The sequence below is a fragment of the Entomomonas moraniae genome, assembly GCF_003991975.1.
GTDB classification, from domain to species: domain Bacteria; phylum Pseudomonadota; class Gammaproteobacteria; order Pseudomonadales; family Pseudomonadaceae; genus Entomomonas; species Entomomonas moraniae.
In genome coordinates, this window is sequence record NZ_CP029822.1 from 3,319,138 (window position 1) to 3,337,477 (window position 18,340).

At 37.0% G+C, this 18,340-nt stretch carries 17 protein-coding genes; 9 read left to right on the plus strand and 8 right to left on the minus strand.

What is annotated here, in order from left to right:
- Window positions 1–8: 8 nt before the first annotated feature.
- Complete coding sequence (locus DM558_RS15460) at window positions 9–1,520, minus strand: peptidoglycan DD-metalloendopeptidase family protein (protein WP_228411771.1); 1,512 nt, start codon at window positions 1,518–1,520, stop codon at window positions 9–11.
- 196 nt (window positions 1,521–1,716) lie between these two features.
- On the opposite strand from DM558_RS15460, the gene tyrS reads away from it, so the two are divergent.
- Window positions 1,717–2,916, plus strand: coding sequence for a tyrosine--tRNA ligase (gene tyrS, locus DM558_RS15465; RefSeq protein ID WP_109703618.1), 1,200 nt, complete (start codon window positions 1,717–1,719; stop codon window positions 2,914–2,916).
- 211 nt (window positions 2,917–3,127) lie between these two features.
- Window positions 3,128–3,715: a DUF4303 domain-containing protein gene (locus DM558_RS15470; protein WP_127164750.1), complete on the plus strand. Its 588-nt coding sequence runs from the start codon at window positions 3,128–3,130 to the stop codon at window positions 3,713–3,715.
- Here the strand turns inward: DM558_RS15470 and tsaA are convergent.
- Together tsaA and rimO are read right to left on the minus strand one after the other, a co-directional pair.
- On the minus strand, window positions 3,698–4,387 hold the full coding sequence (tsaA, locus tag DM558_RS15475) for a tRNA (N6-threonylcarbamoyladenosine(37)-N6)-methyltransferase TrmO (protein ID WP_127164921.1): 690 nt from the start codon (window positions 4,385–4,387) through the stop codon (window positions 3,698–3,700). The genes DM558_RS15470 and tsaA overlap by 18 nt on opposite strands.
- Window positions 4,388–4,397: 10 nt before the next feature.
- Entirely contained in the window at window positions 4,398–5,723 is a 1,326-nt protein-coding gene (gene rimO / locus DM558_RS15480) for a 30S ribosomal protein S12 methylthiotransferase RimO (protein WP_127164751.1), read from the minus strand.
- Between the two features lie 236 nt (window positions 5,724–5,959).
- On the opposite strand from rimO, the gene rapA reads away from it, so the two are divergent.
- The 4 genes from rapA to DM558_RS15500 are packed head-to-tail and all read left to right on the plus strand — an operon-like array spanning window position 5,960 to window position 11,750.
- Window positions 5,960–8,800, plus strand: a complete 2,841-nt coding sequence (gene rapA / locus DM558_RS15485) for an RNA polymerase-associated protein RapA (protein WP_127164752.1) — start codon at window positions 5,960–5,962, stop codon at window positions 8,798–8,800.
- A 56-nt stretch (window positions 8,801–8,856) separates the two neighbouring features.
- Window positions 8,857–10,404 (plus strand): hypothetical protein, encoded by a 1,548-nt coding sequence (locus tag DM558_RS15490; protein WP_127164753.1) that lies wholly within the window; start codon window positions 8,857–8,859, stop codon window positions 10,402–10,404.
- Between the two features lie 9 nt (window positions 10,405–10,413).
- On the plus strand, window positions 10,414–10,794 hold the full coding sequence (locus DM558_RS15495; protein WP_127164754.1) for a GtrA family protein: 381 nt from the start codon (window positions 10,414–10,416) through the stop codon (window positions 10,792–10,794).
- Window positions 10,791–11,750, plus strand: a complete 960-nt coding sequence (locus DM558_RS15500) for a glycosyltransferase family 2 protein (RefSeq protein ID WP_127164755.1) — start codon at window positions 10,791–10,793, stop codon at window positions 11,748–11,750. Before DM558_RS15495 ends, DM558_RS15500 begins: the two co-directional genes overlap by 4 nt.
- Before the next feature lie 26 nt (window positions 11,751–11,776).
- Here the strand turns inward: DM558_RS15500 and DM558_RS15505 are convergent, their stop codons facing one another.
- Window positions 11,777–12,469, minus strand: a complete 693-nt coding sequence (locus tag DM558_RS15505; RefSeq protein ID WP_164731478.1) for a methyltransferase domain-containing protein — start codon at window positions 12,467–12,469, stop codon at window positions 11,777–11,779.
- A gap of 150 nt (window positions 12,470–12,619) precedes the next feature.
- Window positions 12,620–12,898 carry a DUF1161 domain-containing protein gene (locus DM558_RS15510; RefSeq protein ID WP_127164757.1) on the minus strand — a complete coding sequence of 93 codons (279 nt, stop codon included), beginning with the start codon at window positions 12,896–12,898 and terminating at the stop codon, window positions 12,620–12,622.
- Between the two features lie 144 nt (window positions 12,899–13,042).
- Between DM558_RS15510 and DM558_RS15515 the strand changes: the two genes are divergently transcribed.
- From DM558_RS15515 to DM558_RS15525, 3 genes are read left to right on the plus strand one after another with little or no spacing between them, the layout of a single operon-like run.
- Window positions 13,043–13,840, plus strand: a complete 798-nt coding sequence (locus tag DM558_RS15515; RefSeq protein WP_228411772.1) for a sulfite exporter TauE/SafE family protein — start codon at window positions 13,043–13,045, stop codon at window positions 13,838–13,840.
- Between the two features lie 16 nt (window positions 13,841–13,856).
- Window positions 13,857–14,672, plus strand: a complete 816-nt coding sequence (lgt, locus tag DM558_RS15520; RefSeq protein ID WP_127164758.1) for a prolipoprotein diacylglyceryl transferase — start codon at window positions 13,857–13,859, stop codon at window positions 14,670–14,672.
- 9 nt (window positions 14,673–14,681) lie between these two features.
- On the plus strand, window positions 14,682–15,476 hold the full coding sequence (locus DM558_RS15525; RefSeq protein WP_127164759.1) for a thymidylate synthase: 795 nt from the start codon (window positions 14,682–14,684) through the stop codon (window positions 15,474–15,476).
- Window positions 15,477–15,519: 43 nt separating this feature from the next.
- Here DM558_RS15525 and DM558_RS15530 read toward each other — a convergent pair whose 3' ends face one another.
- From DM558_RS15530 to DM558_RS15540, 3 genes are all read right to left on the minus strand, one after another.
- Window positions 15,520–16,620 (minus strand): SIMPL domain-containing protein, encoded by a 1,101-nt coding sequence (locus DM558_RS15530; RefSeq protein ID WP_164731479.1) that lies wholly within the window; start codon window positions 16,618–16,620, stop codon window positions 15,520–15,522.
- Window positions 16,621–16,788: 168 nt separating this feature from the next.
- Window positions 16,789–17,550, minus strand: a complete 762-nt coding sequence (locus DM558_RS15535) for a DUF4124 domain-containing protein (protein WP_127164761.1) — start codon at window positions 17,548–17,550, stop codon at window positions 16,789–16,791.
- A 12-nt stretch (window positions 17,551–17,562) separates the two neighbouring features.
- Window positions 17,563–18,111 (minus strand): DUF4124 domain-containing protein, encoded by a 549-nt coding sequence (locus DM558_RS15540; protein ID WP_127164762.1) that lies wholly within the window; start codon window positions 18,109–18,111, stop codon window positions 17,563–17,565.
- Window positions 18,112–18,340 lie beyond the last annotated feature (229 nt).

Here is an 18,340-nt window from a genome sequence, read left to right on the forward strand (position 1 = left end):
GTTATGAGTTACTCGGCTGAGTCCGCTTCTGTATTTTCATCGGTTGTATCAGCTGTGCTATCTTTGTCCGCTTGAATTTTGGCTAAAGAAAGCGCCTTGTTTTCATTGAGTTCAGACAAAAGAGGTTGGCTGATTTCTAAGAAACGTGTTTTTTCTTTCGCTGATAATGGATCGGCCATGGGAAGTTTAACGCTTAGCGGATCAACATGTTTACCGTTTACGCGGAATTCGTAGTGTAAGTGTGGACCTGTCGCAAGCCCTGTCATCCCAACATAACCGATGGTTTGGCTTTGTTTAACATAGCTGCCTGCTTTTAAGCCGGGGGCAAATCTACTCATATGCCCATAAAGTGTACTGTAGGTTTTACCGTGTTGAATGACGATGGCATTACCATAACCACCTTTCCAACCAATCGAGACGATCTTACCATTTCCTGCTGCACGGATAGCTGTTCCGGTGGGTGCCGCATAGTCAACACCTTTATGAGCACGTATGCGGTTAAGAACAGGGTGATAACGACCTAATGAGAATTTAGAACTAATACGCGTAAAGTCGACAGGGGTACGAATGAAAGCACGTTGCATACTGGTACCATCAGCACGGTAGTAAGAGGCTACTTTGTTGCTATTGGTGAATCGCACAACTGTAAATTCCTTTCCTCGATTCGTAAAACGTGCCGCTAACAGATTACCTGTTCCTACTATTTTGCCGTTAACAAGTTTTTGCTCAAAGATAACTTCAAATACGTCACCTTGTCGAAGGTCGAGGGCAAAGTCGATATCATATCCAAAGGCATTGGCAATTTCCATTATCATGGCGTGAGGAATGCCTGCTTTATCAGCAGCAGCAAATAAAGAACTGTTAATCGAGCCGTAAGCATAAACCTTTTTATAGGTTGGTTTGATCGCATTATGGCTAAACATATAGCCATTATCTTGTTTAGCCAATGTATAAGTATTTAATAGATCAGGCTTTGTGGATACTGCAAGTAAGTCACCTGCATCATTAAGTGTAAACTCAAAAAGTTGATCAAGGTTTAAGTGAGTAAATTTATTTTGTTGCTCTTTGGGGGCAGATTCTAGCGCACTGTACATAACGGCATTAGAAAGTCCTGCTTTATTAAATAGCGTCGAGAGGGAATCACCTTTTTCTACATGGAAGGTTAGAGTCGAGCTGTGCTCAGGCATTAAAATTAAAGGACCTTCTGAAATTGTCATGTCAGAGCGTAATGATTGTGTCGTTTGATTGTCCGTTTGAGGAAGTAACAAAGGAATAGATGGAGGCGGTGTTAAACTGCGAGTGAAAATATTAGCGATTTGTTCAGGGGTTATAATTTCAACATCTTTATTCGTTTGTAGCGATGCATTTGCTGGCGTTTCATCTGTCGTGTCATTAATAGCAGTTTGCTTTGTTTTGGAAAAATATAAAAAAATACCTACAATTATTAATATTATAAAGACGATGGATATAATAACAGGTGTAAAAGAGCGTTTTTTTTGAGGTAATGTATTTGGCATCATAGTTTTGGCAAGAACAAGTTATATAACAAGACAATGAGGCGTGTAAAATATAAGCAATTTTGCAATTACGCAACTAGAAATTCAAAAAAAACATTATTTTGTGTAACAGAAAACTTTATTTTACAGTATAGTTATCAGTTATGATTTGAATAATACAATAAACTAATTGGTTAAACATCTATTAGAGAAGGAAAAAATGAAATCTATTGAAGAACAGTTAGCCTTGATTAAACGAGGTGTTGAAGAGATTTTAGTTGAAGATGAGTTAGTTGAAAAGCTTAAAACAGGTAAAGTGTTGCGGATTAAAGCAGGATTTGACCCAACCGCACCTGATCTTCACTTAGGACATACTGTACTTATTAATAAATTACGCCATTTTCAGATGCTAGGTCATAAAGTAATCTTCTTAATTGGTGACTTCACGGGGATGATTGGCGACCCTAGTGGTAAAAATACAACAAGACCACCCTTAACAAGGGAACAGGTTTTAGCCAATGCTGAAACTTATAAGGAACAAGTATTTAAAATTTTAGATCCTAAATTAACTGAAGTTGCTTTTAACTCGACATGGATGGATCAAATGAAGCCGGCTGATTTTATTCGCCTTGCTTCACAATATACCGTAGCTCGCATGTTAGAGCGCGATGATTTTGAAAACAGATACAAAGGCCAGCAGCCCATCGCCATTCATGAGTTTTTATACCCCCTTGTTCAAGGGTATGATTCTGTAGCATTAGAGTCTGATATAGAAATGGGCGGTACAGACCAACGTTTTAATTTACTAATGGGGCGTGAGTTACAACGTTCTTATGGTCAAGCGCCGCAGTGCACGATTACAGTTCCTTTATTAGAAGGTTTAGACGGCGTTAAGAAAATGTCTAAATCACTAGGGAATTATGTCGGTATTGATGAACCACCAGGCGTTATGTATAGCAAGTTATTGTCAATGCCTGATACTTTAATCTGGCGTTATTTTGAGTTATTAAGTTTCCGTGATTTAGCAGAGATAGAAGAGTTCAAGCGCGATGTTGAACAAGGCACTAACCCACGTGATATCAAAATTAAATTAGCAGAAGAGTTAATTGCGCGTTTTCATGGTGAAGAAGCTGCGGCGAATGCACATAAGTCAGCGGGTAATCGTTTAAAAGACGGTGAGTTACCAGAAGACTTGCCAGAGTTAACGCTTAAAGCGGGCAACGATTTACCAATCGCAGCAATATTAAACCAAGCTAACTTGGTGAAAAACTCAGCCATGGCAAGAGATCTTTTACAGGCAGGTAGTGTCAAGGTAGATGGCAAAGTTGTGGATGTAAGTTTCATTTTTAAATTAGGTGAAGAGCACGTTTGCCAAGCAGGTAAGAAAAACTTCGCCCGTATCAAATTAGAACAAGAGTAGTTTCTATATGAATCTAACAAGCATTATTATTGCTTGTTAGATTTTATTAAAAAAATAATCAATAAATTACATATTCCATGATAAAATGAAGTATATGAACGGTTGTTTTTTTAGCTTTTTTCATTGTATTACATCATAATTATTTAGTCCTTGTTATGCTCAAAAAATAATCAATATTCAATTATATAAATAACAGGAATTGTTTATATCCATGGAAGAACAAGTACAAAAAGAATTACATGACTTCTTTGTAGGTGTTATCACAAAAGGTTTTCATTCTATAAAGGATATAGCAAAAAATAAGTACCTTTATAGCTTCGCTTTGCAATTACGTGCCAATGGTAAGTCTTTTAGATGTGTAGGCAATACACTTGATAGTGTGAGCGATAACTTTATGATAAAGTTAAAAAGCATAGAGGATGTAACCGACTATTTGTGGTTTACCACCGAATGGGAATATACTTTTGATCCTTGGCATGCCAAGGATGCTGAATTACAAAAAAAAATAAAAGAAAAACAACCCTTGTTAGATAGCATCAGTTCAAAAGCTTTTTTACACGTCCTATTAGAAGCATTGCAAACTTGCAATAATCAGTGCTTATTTGGTGTGGGTATTCTGCGTGAGAAAATATCTGTGTTTGTTGACTCAGAAGAAGGCGATGAGCTTGATTTACCAGAGAAAACTTCTCAAACGCTTAATCCACCTTATGTTCATGATGCTTTTTTAAAACGGTTTGAACCCAATAATCCACAAGGATTAACTTATCGTTTAATTAATGAATTAGTGGCTGATTATTAATACTTCAATTAGATTCTCATGAGGATAGTGCCACTTAACATCAATATCCCAAAGCTTCATCCCATAATGTTTATCGGGAGTTGCTTTTTGATAAGCAGGTTTTGGGTCTTGCATAAGACATTGTTCAATAAGCTGTTTAATGGGATGCTGTAGTCGAGCACTATGCAATAAGGCTTGTTCTAATGCGAGAGCTGACCAAGTAACATTGATTGTGCGAGGAGCAGTTTCTGCTATTAAGTTATAAGCATCATTAATACTGTCGGCATAAGGAATATAGGGCTTTATGTCGATGATAGGGGTTTCATCTAGTAAATCTATACCTGACACGTAGAGTTTATTCTCGATGATATCATCTAGTCTAACAACGGATTGACCAATATTATTGGGGCGAAAGTTAGAGCGAGTGGCAAAAACTCCTAATGATTTATTACCACCTAAACGCGGGGGGCGAACTTTGAGGCGAACTTTCTCATCCATGGATTGATTGAAAATAAAAAGAAGCCAAAGATGGCTAACTTTTTCGAGCCCTTCTAATGCCTCAGCCTTGTTATAGGGCGGCAGTAACTCAATAACCCCCGTTGCTGCTGGTGCTAATAAAGGTTGGCGCGGAATACCAAATTTTTCTTTAAAGCACGAGCTAATGTAACCAATGGGGTTGATTTGATAGACGATATTATCCAATTTACTCTATTAGCTCAGCCCAAAGGTCATATTCATCGGCATCAGTAATGCGCACCTTCACTTGATCGCCAGGTTGTAAGTGATCAGCATCAATATAAACCAAACCATCTATCTCAGGAGCATCAGCAATGGAGCGGGCAACAGTGCCTTTATCATCAATTTCATCAACCAATACTAGCATTTCTTGGCCTATACGTTGTTGTAAGCGTGCGGCAGAGATAGCTTGTTGGTGGGCCATAAAACGTTCCCAACGTTCTTGCTTAACTTCTTCAGGAACGTGATCGGCTAACTCATTAGCGGGCGCACCATCGACAGCTGAATACTGGAAACAACCTACACGGTCAAGTTGTGCTTCAGTTAACCAGTCCAGTAAATATTGAAAATCTTCCTCTGTTTCACCAGGGAATCCGACAATAAAGGTAGAGCGGATAACCAACTCAGAACATTGTTCACGCCATTTCTTGATACGTGCCAAGGTTTTATCTTCAAAAGCAGGTCGTTTCATTGCTTTTAAAACGTTAGGGCTGGCGTGTTGGAAAGGTATATCTAAGTAGGGGAGTATTTTGCCAGCAGCCATTAAAGGAATGACATCATCCACATTAGGGTAGGGGTATACATAATGTAATCTAACCCATATGCCCAATTGACTCAACGCTTCACATAAATCGACCATTTTAGTTTTGACAGGCTGACCATTCCAGAAGCTTGTTTTATATTTTAAGTCAACACCGTAGGCGCTAGTATCTTGGGAGATGACTAATAGTTCTTTAACTCCTGCTTTAACTAAGCGTTCTGCTTCTTCTAATACTTCATTCACAGGGCGACTAACCAGTTTGCCGCGGAGTGAGGGAATAATACAGAAGCTACAGCTATGATTACAGCCTTCTGATATTTTAAGGTAAGCATAGTGGCGTGGTGTTAATTTCACCCCTTGAGGTGGGACTAAATCAATGTGCGGGTTATGATCTTTTTTCGGAGGAACTACCTCATGCACTGCTTGTACAACTTGCTCATATTGTTGAGGGCCTGTGACAGCAAGAACACTAGGGTGTACATCACGTATTGCCCCTTCTGTAACCCCCATGCAACCTGTGACAATGACTCGACCATTTTCTGCCAAAGCTTCGCCGATGGCATCAAGTGATTCAGCTTTTGCACTGTCAATAAAGCCACACGTATTGACCACAACCACATCTGCTTCATCATAAGAGGGGACAATTTGATAGCCCTCCATACGTAGTTGAGTCAGAATACGTTCTGAATCAACAGTGGCTTTTGGGCATCCTAGGCTGATAAAGCCAACTTTAGGAGCAGGAGAGTGTGACATGGTAACCTCAATAACAGAGTTAAAACTAAATAATGATGGTTGAGTTTCAATAAAGAAGCCCAAATGATATTGAATAATGAATTTGTTAGAACGCCCTATTATATGTTGATTCGTTAAAATCCATAAGTCATTTTTCTAAATAATCGATTTTTTTATAAAATTAGTGACTATTGTTCATAACAATTTTTTTTAAATCATTTAAAATATGCCGCAAATTTTTTAGTAACGAGGTTTTTATGCAATATCTTCCAGGGCAGCGTTGGATTAGTGACAGCGAAGCTGAGCTTGGGTTAGGGACAATCATTTCGCAAGAAGGACGATTACTAACCATTTTATTTCCAGCAACTGGTGAGACAAGGCAATATTCCGCTAATAATGCATCCTTAACCCGCGTGCAGTACTCGATTGGCGATAAAATTACCCATATTGATGGTTGGCAAGTGACTGTGGATGAGGTCATGGAAATTGACGGCTTACTTGTCTATATGGGGCTTGATGAACAAAATAAAAAACGCACTATTTCTGAAACGCAGTTATCTAATTTTATTCAGTTTCGCTCGGCCAGTGATCGTTTATTTGCAGGGCAAGTAGATTCTTTATCATGGTTCTCTCTACGTTATCACACCTTTGAACACATGAGCCAATTACAACAGTCTAAATTATTAGGCTTATCCGGTGCACGTGTACAACCTATTGCTCACCAGATGCATATTGCAAGAGAAGTAGCTGATCGTATAGCCCCGAGAGTGTTATTAGCTGATGAAGTAGGCTTGGGTAAAACGATTGAGGCAGGGCTTATTATTCATCGGCAAGTTTTGTCTGGCCGAGCCTTACGAGTACTCATTATTGTTCCAGAAAATCTACAGCACCAATGGTTAGTTGAAATGCGTCGCCGTTTCAATTTAGAGGTGACATTATTTGATGCAGAACGTTATGCCCAAATTACTGATGCTAATCCTTTTGAGGATAGCCAACTAGTTTTGGTAGCACTTGATTGGTTAGTGAGTGATGAACGTGTCCAAGATGCTTTATTTGCAGCAGGTTGGGACATGCTAGTGGTTGATGAGGCGCATCACTTAGTTTGGGTACCTGATTACGTTAGCCCTGAATATACATTGGTTGAGCAACTTGCTGAGTCAACACCTAGTGTTTTACTATTAACGGCAACCCCAGAGCAGTTAGGTATTGATAGCCATTTTGCAAGGCTAAGATTGCTTGACCCTAATCGTTTTCATAGCTTAGAAGCCTTTAGAGAAGAAAGTAAACATTATCAGCCTGTGGCTGAAGCAGTACAAGAGTTATTAGATAAGCAAAAACTGTCTAAAGAAAGCCGTAAAACCATAGAAAGTTTTTTAGGTAAGCAAGCTGAAAAAGCGTTATTAGATGCTGCTGCAAAAAGTGATGAAGACGCTTGTGCAAGATTGATAAGGGAACTGCTGGATCGCCATGGTACAGGACGTTTATTATTCCGTAATACCCGTGCGGCTGTTCATGGTTTTCCAATTCGTATACTACACCACTATGCATTACCTAACCCAGAACAGTATTTACAAATTCCCCGAGATGAGCGACCTATCCTTACCCCAGAGATCGACTATATAGATCATCAACTTGAAACAGACAGCGAACGTTGGTGGCATTTTGACTCCCGAGTAGACTGGTTAATTAGTACCCTTAAAATGTTAAAGCATACCAAGGTATTGGTTATTTGTGCCCATGCGGAGACAGTTATTGATCTTGAGGAAGCACTAAGAGTAAGAGAAGGTATAGCGGCAGCAGTATTCCATGAAGGGATGACTATTATTGAACGCGACCGTGCTGCTGCTTATTTTAGTGATGAAGAAGGTGCACAGTTATTAGTGTGTTCTGAAATTGGGAGTGAAGGACGTAACTTCCAGTTTGCACACCATCTTGTTTTATTTGATTTACCACCCCACCCAGATTTATTAGAACAGCGTATTGGACGTTTGGACCGTATAGGTCAACAAAATGATATTCAAATTCATGTGCCTTATATTCAGGGTACAGCGCAAGAGCGTTTATTTGAGTGGTATGATCTTGCGTTAAATGCATTTGTTAATACATGCCCCGCTGGCAGTGCATTACAAACACAGTTTAGAAAGCAACTGCGTGAACACTTAGAGGGAACCGATCAAAAAGAGTGGTCTAAACTCGTAGAAACAGCAAAGCAGCTACGTTTAGAGCTTGAAGCTGAAATGCAAAAAGGACGTGATCGCCTACTTGAGTTAAACTCTAGCGGTGGAAGTGAAGGTAATGAGATTGTAGAAGCTATTGCAGAGCAAGATGACCAATACGATTTACCAATGTATGCGGAGCAATTATTTGATGCCTTTGGTATTGATGTAGAAGATCATTCGGATAATGCTTTTGTTCTTCGTCCCGGTGAGAAAATGCTAGACTCAGGGTTTCCATTAGGCGATGAAGAAGGTGTAACCATTACCTATGATCGATCATTGGCTTTGTCCCGTGAAGATATGCAGTTTATTACATGGGAGCATCCCATGTTACAAGGTGGAATGGACTTAGTTATTTCAGGCTCCATGGGTAATACAGCTGTTGCTGTTATTAAAAATAAGGCGCTTAAAACAGGGACAGTCTTAATTGAGTTTGTTTTTATTGCAGAAGTCATTGCACCTAAAGCATTACAACTTGTACGCTATCTACCCAAAGAAGCCTTGCGTTGTTTGTTAGATGCTAAAGGTAACAACCTAGCGGATAAAGTTTCTTTTGAAACACTGAATAAACAACTTGAAAAAGTACCACGTGGCAGTGCTGTTAAATTTGTTAAAGCACAACGTACAATGCTCGAAAAGCAAGTGCTGATAGCTGAACAAAAAATGCAGACGGTTTATCAAGAGAAAGTAGCAGAAGCAAAACAACGCTTTGTCGCTGAAATGGATGAAGAACTTGCTCGTCTTGTTGCATTAAAGGCAGTGAACCCTAATGTACGCGATAATGAATTGGCTATTCTAGAAGAGTATAAGACGCTTGGTTGTGAGTATTTAGATAAAGCAACCTTAAGACTTGATGCTATTAGGATATTAGTCGCAGGCTAATACAAATGCCACGTTAAGTGGCTTTGCTATAGGGGTTGTCTTGGCAAGGAGCGCATATGAGCGTTATAAGTAATTTTTCTGATAAGATGGCGAAAATAGAAAGAGTAGTCTTTTATTTAATCGTTATTTTTATAGCCCTATTACTCAGTACTTCTAATTTTTTACCAATGATTGACCTCCCCCAGCATGCAGGGCAAGTCAGCACACTCAAATCATTTCTGTTAAATGAAACTTCTGCACCATGGTTTGATGATATAGAGCTTAATTATTTGACAACTTATTGGACTGCCTATGGTATGGCTGCGTTGTTGTCATTAGTGTTCCCCATTAATTATGCGGTCAATACCGTTGTAGGCTTAACTTTTTTATCATTTATTATTTCTTTTTCAATATTAAGAAGAATGATGTCATCAAAAAATACCAATATTTTAGATTGGGTTTTATTGCCAAGCTTTTTTGGATTTGCTTATACTTGGGGATTTTTAACATTTTTACTGGCAATTCCAGTAGGCGTTTTATTAGTTATACAGAATTTAAAGTTAATCAAAACTGGGCATAAAAAGTATTTTATATTTGTAATTTTATGTGGCGTACTGTTATATTTTTCCCATATGCTAGTTTTTTTGTTCTTCTGTCTGATTGCATCATCTATGACAATTGTGAATAATAACCAATTCTTTATTAGACAAAAGCTTAAGCAATTAACACCTTTCTATCTGTTGTTTTTATTTATACCGCTTTTCTTTTTTACCTCAGCATTTTATGCTTCAAATGAGTTAGGTAAATACAATGACCTTTACTATGCTGGAGCATCGTATGGTGTTTTTGAAAATAGGCTATATTCAATTTTTCTGTACCCTTGGAGTATAGAGAAAAATAATCTTTTTCCATTAGAAATAGTTAGTATTATGCTAATTATATTACCTTTTGTTTTAGGGTTGAAATTATCAAAAGATTATAAAAAATATGTTCCTTTTGTTATATTTCTGGTTATTTGGTTTGCCCTCCCAGAGCAAGTGGTAAGAACAGCATTTGTTCAACAACGATTTTCGATATTTTTATTTCCCTTTTATATTTTATTATTTGAGAGTAGAAGTGTTAATTTGTTGAGCACGCAGAAAGTTTTATATTTTATTTGGTGTTGTCTATCTCTTTTATTGTTATCTTTACCTATGATTGATTTAGTCAATTTTAATAGAGAAACTAAGGATTTTAGTGATGCTCTTAACAAGATACCAAGCCATAAACGAATGTTAGGTCTGGTTTATGATCCACGTGGTAGTCTGCGCCAAGGCGGCGTATATATTTATTTTCCTTCGTGGTATCAAGCAAAAAAAGAAGGGTGGGTTGATTTTAATTTCGCTTGGTTTTCGCCACAAATTATACGCTATAAGTCAGGACATATACCAGAAGCATTGCTAGGCTTCGCGTGGTATCCAAAGACTTTTATTAAATTCAAATATTGTGATAAGTATGAAGTTTTATTTGTTCAATGTAGTCAGAAAGTATGTGAATCACATGAGCAATTGATGCAAAAATCTACCTGTAGCCATAAAATCATTTATAAAAATGAGACTTGGTCTGTTTATAACCTAGAGAAATAGTCTAACAATATGCTATTCGATCCAAAGTTAAATAGCCAATTTATTAGTTACTGTCTTGTTGGTGCTGTAATTACAGTTGGTGGTTTGCTGACAAGTTTATTGCTTATATGGCTAGGTATGTCTATTTATGTTGCTAATTTGTTAGTCTATTTGATTGGATGTGTTGTGAGCTATGTGCTAAATAGTAAGCTTACCTTTAAAAAAAATTATTCTCGCAAAAGAGCATTAAAATTTTTTATATCTATTGGCGTTGCTTATATTATCAATGTGTTATTAATATATCTAACGCTTTTTTATCAACCGGGTGCTAAATATATAGCTCAAATTATAGGTAATGTTTTTTATACATTACTTGTTTTTTCTATGAATAAATTTTGGGTAATGAAATGAATACTGAACCTCAAACACTAGCAATTGTTGTGCCTTGTTATAATGAGCGAGAAGTATTTCCTATTTCTCTGGAAAAATTGAGTAGTATTCTTAAACATTTAATTGTAAGTAAAAAAATAAGTGAATCAAGTTACATTTTATTTGTTGATGATGGTAGTCAAGATAATACTTGGTCCTTAATTGTGGAGGCTGGAACTTTTAATTTAAATATACGAGGATTAAAGTTAGCTCATAATAAGGGGCATCAAATAGCATTGATTGCAGGTATAACAAACGCAGATGCTGATATGGTTGTAACGATTGATGCTGATTTACAGGACGATCCTTTCGTGATTGAGCAAATGGTTGATAAGTATTTGATAGGATATGATATTGTTTATGGGGTTCGTAACTCTAGAGAAACGGATAACTTTTGGAAAAGAACAATGGCCGAGAGTTTTTATAAATTAATGGCCAAATTGGGAGTTGAACAGATCCATAATCATGCTGATTTTCGTTTATTAAGTAGAAGAGCGAGGGAAAGCTTATTGCAGTATCAAGAAGAAAATGTTTATTTAAGGGGGTTAGTACCTATGCTCGGATTTCGTACTATTGAGGTTTACTACGAAAGGCATGAGCGAGCAGCGGGAGTCACTAAGTATCCATTTAAAAAGTCACTGGCATTGGCCATAGAAGGTATTACATCATTATCAGTTAAGCCATTGAGGCTAATAACAATATTGGGTTTATTTGTTTTCTTGCTCTCGGTTGTTGCTATCATTTACACAATTATCGAAAAGATACTGGGAAATACCATACAAGGATGGTCATCTATTATTGTAATTATTTCATTTTTTGGTGGTATTCAGATTATGGCTTTGGGGGTTATTGGAGAGTATATCGGAAAAATTTATAACGAAGTTAAAAAGCGCCCCAAGTTTTTTATTGATGAAACTTCTAATATTAAAGAAAAATAATGTTATAAATCTGAACAATAATTTAATTATTTAGTACTGCGTTTTCTTTGATATATATGTTTCGTTTTAACTAATAATGCTTTTATACATTCGGGCATATGAAATAAGATTTTATTACGTACGCGCCATGTCAAGGGCGAAAAGTCTGGAATAGGATGTTCTGTTTTTATATGAGTTAACAATACTTCTTGTGGTAATCGATTGATAGAGGTCTCTTTGACATAAAGTAGCATATTGTACCTATACCAAGGCTCTACATCCTTATTTTTCTGTATTTTGCTTCTGAGCGGATCAAAACATTCATAACCAAGCGCAGCGAATTTCTCTCTCCAATATTGTAAAGGTTGTTCATTAACATGAAATTCGCCTCCTTGACCTGGTGGAGCCGCTGAAAATAAAATAACCTCACTACACTGCGTAAGGTTATTGATAAAAATATCTGCTTTAGATTCTGGAATATGTTCTGCTACTTCAAATGATGTGGCAATGCTAAATCTCTTTCCTAAAATGAATGCTTGAGAGAGGTCTTGACGAATAAAAGACGTTGGCTCAATCAATAGACTAGTCGTTTGCACATAACTTCCGTCTACTCCTGTAACATCTGGAACTGATGATTTCCAAATACTACACCAAGCCCCTGCACCACAGCCTATGTCTATGAGTGATTCAGGAGTGAACCATTGTGTAACAATAGGGCATATAATACGTGCAGATGACAATGAACCCGCATTTATATAATCATAATATTTACTTTTATAAACATGATCAATATCAAGCATTACCTATTCCCTTAACTCAAAGAAAATTAACGTGTTACAGTTTAAATGAGAAAAGGAAAATAATAAATCATCATTTATATATAAGTACTGCTATTTATTTGAATAAATACTAATACTTTTATCTTGTGAGTTTTCTTGAGATGCTCCACGTTGGTAGACAATATCTTTTGTACCACCACCACATACACCGACTATTTTTTGATTGTCTTTTAGTGTTGTGCCTTTATCGACATCTTGTAGGGAAAACTCAGCTACTCCATTGGCCTTAATTTTTTCAGCAATTTGGTCTTTTATTTCTGGGCAATTATTAGCATAACCAAACGTTACAAAGAATAGTCCGAAACATAATAGGAAAATAAATTTTGTCATTATACATCTCCTTAGTCTGTTATTTAGAAAACAAGCATATTATTTCATTAATTAGTATATAAGATACCGTTATGATCTTCTATTATACTTCAATATAATATTAAAATATAATACTGGATTGATTATTAATACCAGGAGTACTGTGTGTCTCTAACTATTTTATTAGCCTATCTGCTTCTAGGCGCTGGAGCAGGTGTATTGGCTGGTCTTTTTGGTGTGGGTGGTGGGTTGATTGTTGTACCTGCATTGATGTTTAGTTTTACGTTTTTAAACCTTTCAGAAAATGTCGCTACTCACTTGGCAATAGGAACCTCTTTAGCAACAATTATTTTTACCTCTATGAGTTCGGCGCAAACGCATAATAGTAAGGGGAGTATTGATTGGAATATAGTGCGTTGGCTAGCCTTAGGTATTATATTGGGCAGTGTGTTAGGAGGTTTTACAGCGAGTCTATTACAAGGTGCTACGTTAAAAATTATTATTGGTTGTTTTGTTATTTTGATGTCCATACAGTTAGGGTTTAATTTAAAACCTAAGGCATCTAAAAAACTTCCCGGAAAGTTTGGTCTTTCGACTGTCGGCATGGTGGTAGGGTGGGCTTCTGCTATCTTTGGTATTGGTGGTGGTTCATTAACGGTGCCTTTTTTGGCTTTTTGCAGCGTACCTATGCAGCGTGCAGTAGGCGTTTCCGCTGCTTGTGGTTTACCGATTGCGTTGGCCGGAACCCTCTCTTATATGTGGTTTGGTTGGGGCGTAGACGGCTTGCCTGCTTGGAGTATTGGATACATTTATTTACCAGCTTTGATTGGTATTAGTGTTACAAGTATGGTATTTTCGCGCATAGGTGCAAAACTAGCCTACCGATTATCGCCAGAGTTATTGCGTAGAATGTTTGCTATTTTTTTATTAATTGTTGGTTGTAGTTTCTTTACCCCATTGTAATTATTAAGGGAAATTTATGTTGAAATATCCTGCTATTGACCCAGTCGCTATCAGTATTGGGCCAATTGCTATCCATTGGTATGGACTGATGTATATTTTTGGTATTGCTATCGCTTGGTTTTTAGGGCGTAGCCGATTGCCTCGTGTTCAACCAGCCTTGTCAAAGGATGATCTATCAGATTTGGTTTTTTATTGCGCATTAGGTGTGATTTTAGGTGGGCGTCTTGGCTATGTCTTGTTTTATGATCTTCCTGTGTATGCTGAAAATCCTTTAAGAATATTTCAAATATGGAATGGTGGTATGTCATTTCATGGCGGGATGTTGGGTGTTATAGTAGGTATTTGGGTATTTGCAAAACGCCGCAAGAGAACGTTTTTTTCTTTAGCTGACTTTGTGGCTCCTCTAGCTCCTATAGGGCTAGGCTTGGGAAGATTGGGTAATTTTATTAATGGTGAACTTTTAGGTAAGCCAACAAGCCCGGATCATGAATGGTTAGGTATGATTTTTCCGCAGGATCCAATGCATTTAGTACGTTACCCCTCACAACTCTATCAGTGTTTCTTAGAAGGTTTAGTGCTTTTCTTGATCGTTTGGTTTTTCTCAAGGAAACCACGTCCTGCTATGGCTGTCTCTGGTATGTTCTTATTGTGGTATGGTATTTTCCGCTTTGTCGTGGAGTTTGTTAGATTACCTGACCCACAATTAGGCTATTTAGCTTTTGGTTGGTTAACAATGGGGCAGGTTCTTTGCTTACCAATGATTATCATAGGTTTAGCGCTGCTAATTGTTGCTTATAATAAAAAAACACCCATAGTTAATAGTAATGCATAAAGGTTTATCATGAAACAATATCTCGATTTAATGCGACATGTACGTGAACAAGGCGTTTTTAAAGAAGACCGAACAGGAACAGGTACCTATAGTGTATTTGGCTATCAAATGCGGTTTAATTTGGAAGAGGGCTTTCCCCTTGTGACAACAAAAAAATGCCATTTAAAATCGATTATTCATGAGTTACTTTGGTTTTTGAACGGCGATACTAATATTGCGTACCTAAAGGAAAATGGTGTTAGGATTTGGGATGAGTGGGCTGATGAGCAAGGTAACTTAGGTCCTGTCTATGGTTATCAATGGCGTTCTTGGCCTGCCCCTGATGGTCGACATATTGATCAAATTAGTCAACTCATGGCGATGATTAAGAAAAATCCTGACTCGCGTCGATTGATTGTCTCAGCTTGGAATCCTGCATTGGTTGATGAAATGGCATTACCGCCTTGCCATGCTTTATTTCAGTTTTATGTGGCTAATGGCAAGTTGTCTTGCCAGCTTTATCAGCGTTCGGCTGATATTTTCTTGGGCGTCCCTTTTAATATTGCCAGTTATGCTTTATTAACGATGATGATCGCTCAGGTATGTGACTTAGCACTAGGTGATTTTGTGTGGACGGGAGGGGATTGTCATCTTTATAGCAATCATCTAGAGCAGGCTGATTTACAGTTAACTCGTGAACCTTATTCATTACCAACCATGAAAATTAATCCTGCTGTTAAAAGCATTTTTGACTTTAACTTTGAAGATTTTGAGTTGCAAAACTATCAAGCGCATCCCCATATTAAGGCTGCTGTTGCCGTGTAATTTAAAAAGGCGTTTTGATAAAACGCCTTTTTTTTTATCTTGTTTATTTAGATATTTTTTTCAAAATATCGAAGTTTCCATTCATCGTGACGGTTAAGTCATATTGAGAGGGAGGTTGGATGCTTATTTGTTCTGGAGAGTTTGCTACAGCGCCGAGCATTATGCCATCGTTTTTAGCATACCTATTTATAGGATAAATAGGGGCGTTAATTTCTGTATTGAATACACTTAAGTTTTGTGGTGCACCTAGTTGATAGTCTGCACTGCTAAGTGATCGACGTGCCTTTTCTTGTAGTTTTGCTAAGAGTTTTGTTTCAGCGTCTGCAATGGCTTTATTTTTAGTATTGTCAGATACACTGTACTGAAAATCATTGTTGATTGTCATTTTTAACTCTTCTGCTTTTGCAATAATTTTACCTAGTTGATCAAACTGCTTAGTATTAATTTTAATGGTATTCTCAACATAATAAGTTTTTATATTATTCGTTGATTGACTAACAGGTTGATTATTGTACTTATCAATAATGAGTTGATTAATGCCTTGTGCTTTAAGTTGTTCGGCGATGAGTTGGTATTTCTTTTCTGCCTGTTGTTTTGTTGTATCCGCGTTGTCTGCAACTTGTTTAATAGCAAAACTATAGGTGTTATCGGTATCTTTAACTTTATCTAAGTTGTTAATACCTTGCTGATCAAGCGTTTTAATTACCGCATAAAGTTGGTCGCTAGGAATTTTGGCTTGAATGGTAATGAGCGTTTGGTACTTTTGATTAGCTGGAGAGGTTATAGGTTCTGGAGACAATTGCTCATAGTTTTTATAACCAACGGTAGTTATATCTTGTTCTTTAATATTTAGCTGCTGTAAATAGGTCATCAACGCTTTCATATTTTTTGTATTTGTATCTGACGCTTCGGTAGGCGTTTTTCCTTCTGTTAGGTAGCTAATTGAAAACTCAACCGTATCAGGTTTAAGAGAAATTGTTTCTGATAGACTAACATTGATGTTTCCAACAGCAATCAACTCAGTGCCATATTTTAATTTATTGACTTCAATAAAGTTGCTATCGGTAGCTTGTTGGGCGAATAAGTGTGGTGTTGTGAATAAGCAACAGGTTAAAGCAGCGACTAGTAGTGTCTTTTTCATCATATATCCCCTCAGAAATTTGGTTAAGTCTACCATGATTTTTGAATTTTAAAGCACGGATGCTACGATTGGATTGTAAGACTATAGTTGTTATTTTAACAAGTGGTAAATATACGATAATCCATACTTTAAGATTATCGTATTATTTAGTTTCTTTAGAAGTAACGTTAATTATTCCTCTTTAGGCTTAGTAACTCCTGTCAGGTCTGTAATCTTTAAGAGGAGGTTTCTTGGTTGTGGTTTAGGTTTATCCTTAAGCGGACACTCGGGTCTAATACCATACTCCCTGATTAAACAAGGATTAATACGTTTTTTTTCAGCCAATGTTGTTTGTTTAATAAAGAATACACGTTCTTGTGAACGGGTTATTGTTTGTTTATCTGAAGCATTAATAATCTCAACAATTAACTTGTGTTCACCACGCTCTAAGTTAGAAACATTGTAAGTTTTTGATGTCGTTTCGGCAATTACATTGCCATCAATTAAAAAACGATAGAGGTGGTTTGATGCAAGAGTAGGTTCGGACTTTACTTCAATTGTGAGTTGTCCGCCCGAGTTTCTTATTGTCTCTTCATTCGCGGGTTTTATAATATCAATATGTTGATAACTTGTGGTTTCTTGATTGATAGAGTCATTTATGCTGGCAGGCATCGTATTTATGGCATCATTGGATGTAGGCTGCGCCATTGTGTCGGGGGACAAGCGAACAGTTTTTGTTTCATTAGCCGCTGTTTGTTCTTGCTGATTCTCTTGTTGCTCTTGTTGTGCCTGTTGCACAGGTTGCGTTAATTGAATATCTAGTTTTCTAGTTTCTTGTTGTTCTGGAGGATTATCCGTGTATATCGTATTACCATTTTTATCAACATAAGTATAAACTTGTGCATATAACGTTGTTACACAAGTTAATAATAGTGTGAGTGATATTAATTTCATTATATTCCTAGTTTATCTGGGTTGGATTTTCCATCGTTGACTGGCTACTCGTTGCACTGTAAATGTTTCAACAGCGCTGTTTGCAATCAACATTCCATTATTAAATACGTTTGCTTGCATGGTATGTGTCCCACGATCAACATCGGTAAATGTAAAACTATTACTGCTTTGAGGCGCACCATAAGGTTGTCCATCAAAAATTATTTGGTACGTGTAGCTAGGAAGAGATGGGCCTGTTGATTGTATTTGAACAGAGACAGTAAATGTCCCATCGTTAGCACGAAGTGAGCCATCATCTTTAGGAAGCCCTGTAATAGTAACATGCGTAATGATTGGCTGTTGTGCTTTAGGTGCTTTTTTTTGTGGTGCTGCTTGTGATGATGTCGTTGTTTCAACGGCAACATTTTGTGTATTAGAGGGAAGCTTTACTGGTTCCGCATTGACATTAGATGGCGGCTGTTCAGTAAATACAGTATTTCCGTTACTGTCCTTATAGCTATACACTGTTTGTGCCGCTAAAGGTAATGCCACAAGTAATAGTGGAATAAGCGTCTTGCGCATTGTTATCTCCTAGCTTTAGATCTGTATTAGATATTCTAATAGTGTCTTTATTGGGCTTATTATAAAAGTAAATTCAAAGAGTTGATATAGTTATCTCGTGATAAATATCTATTTATAATAAAACGCTTAGTTAATTCAGTTATAAAGGTTTATAATTATATAATTAAATTGCGCATTATAAATGTGTCTATAAAACTGTTTATCATTCAGGCAGGAAAAAGGAGGGTTT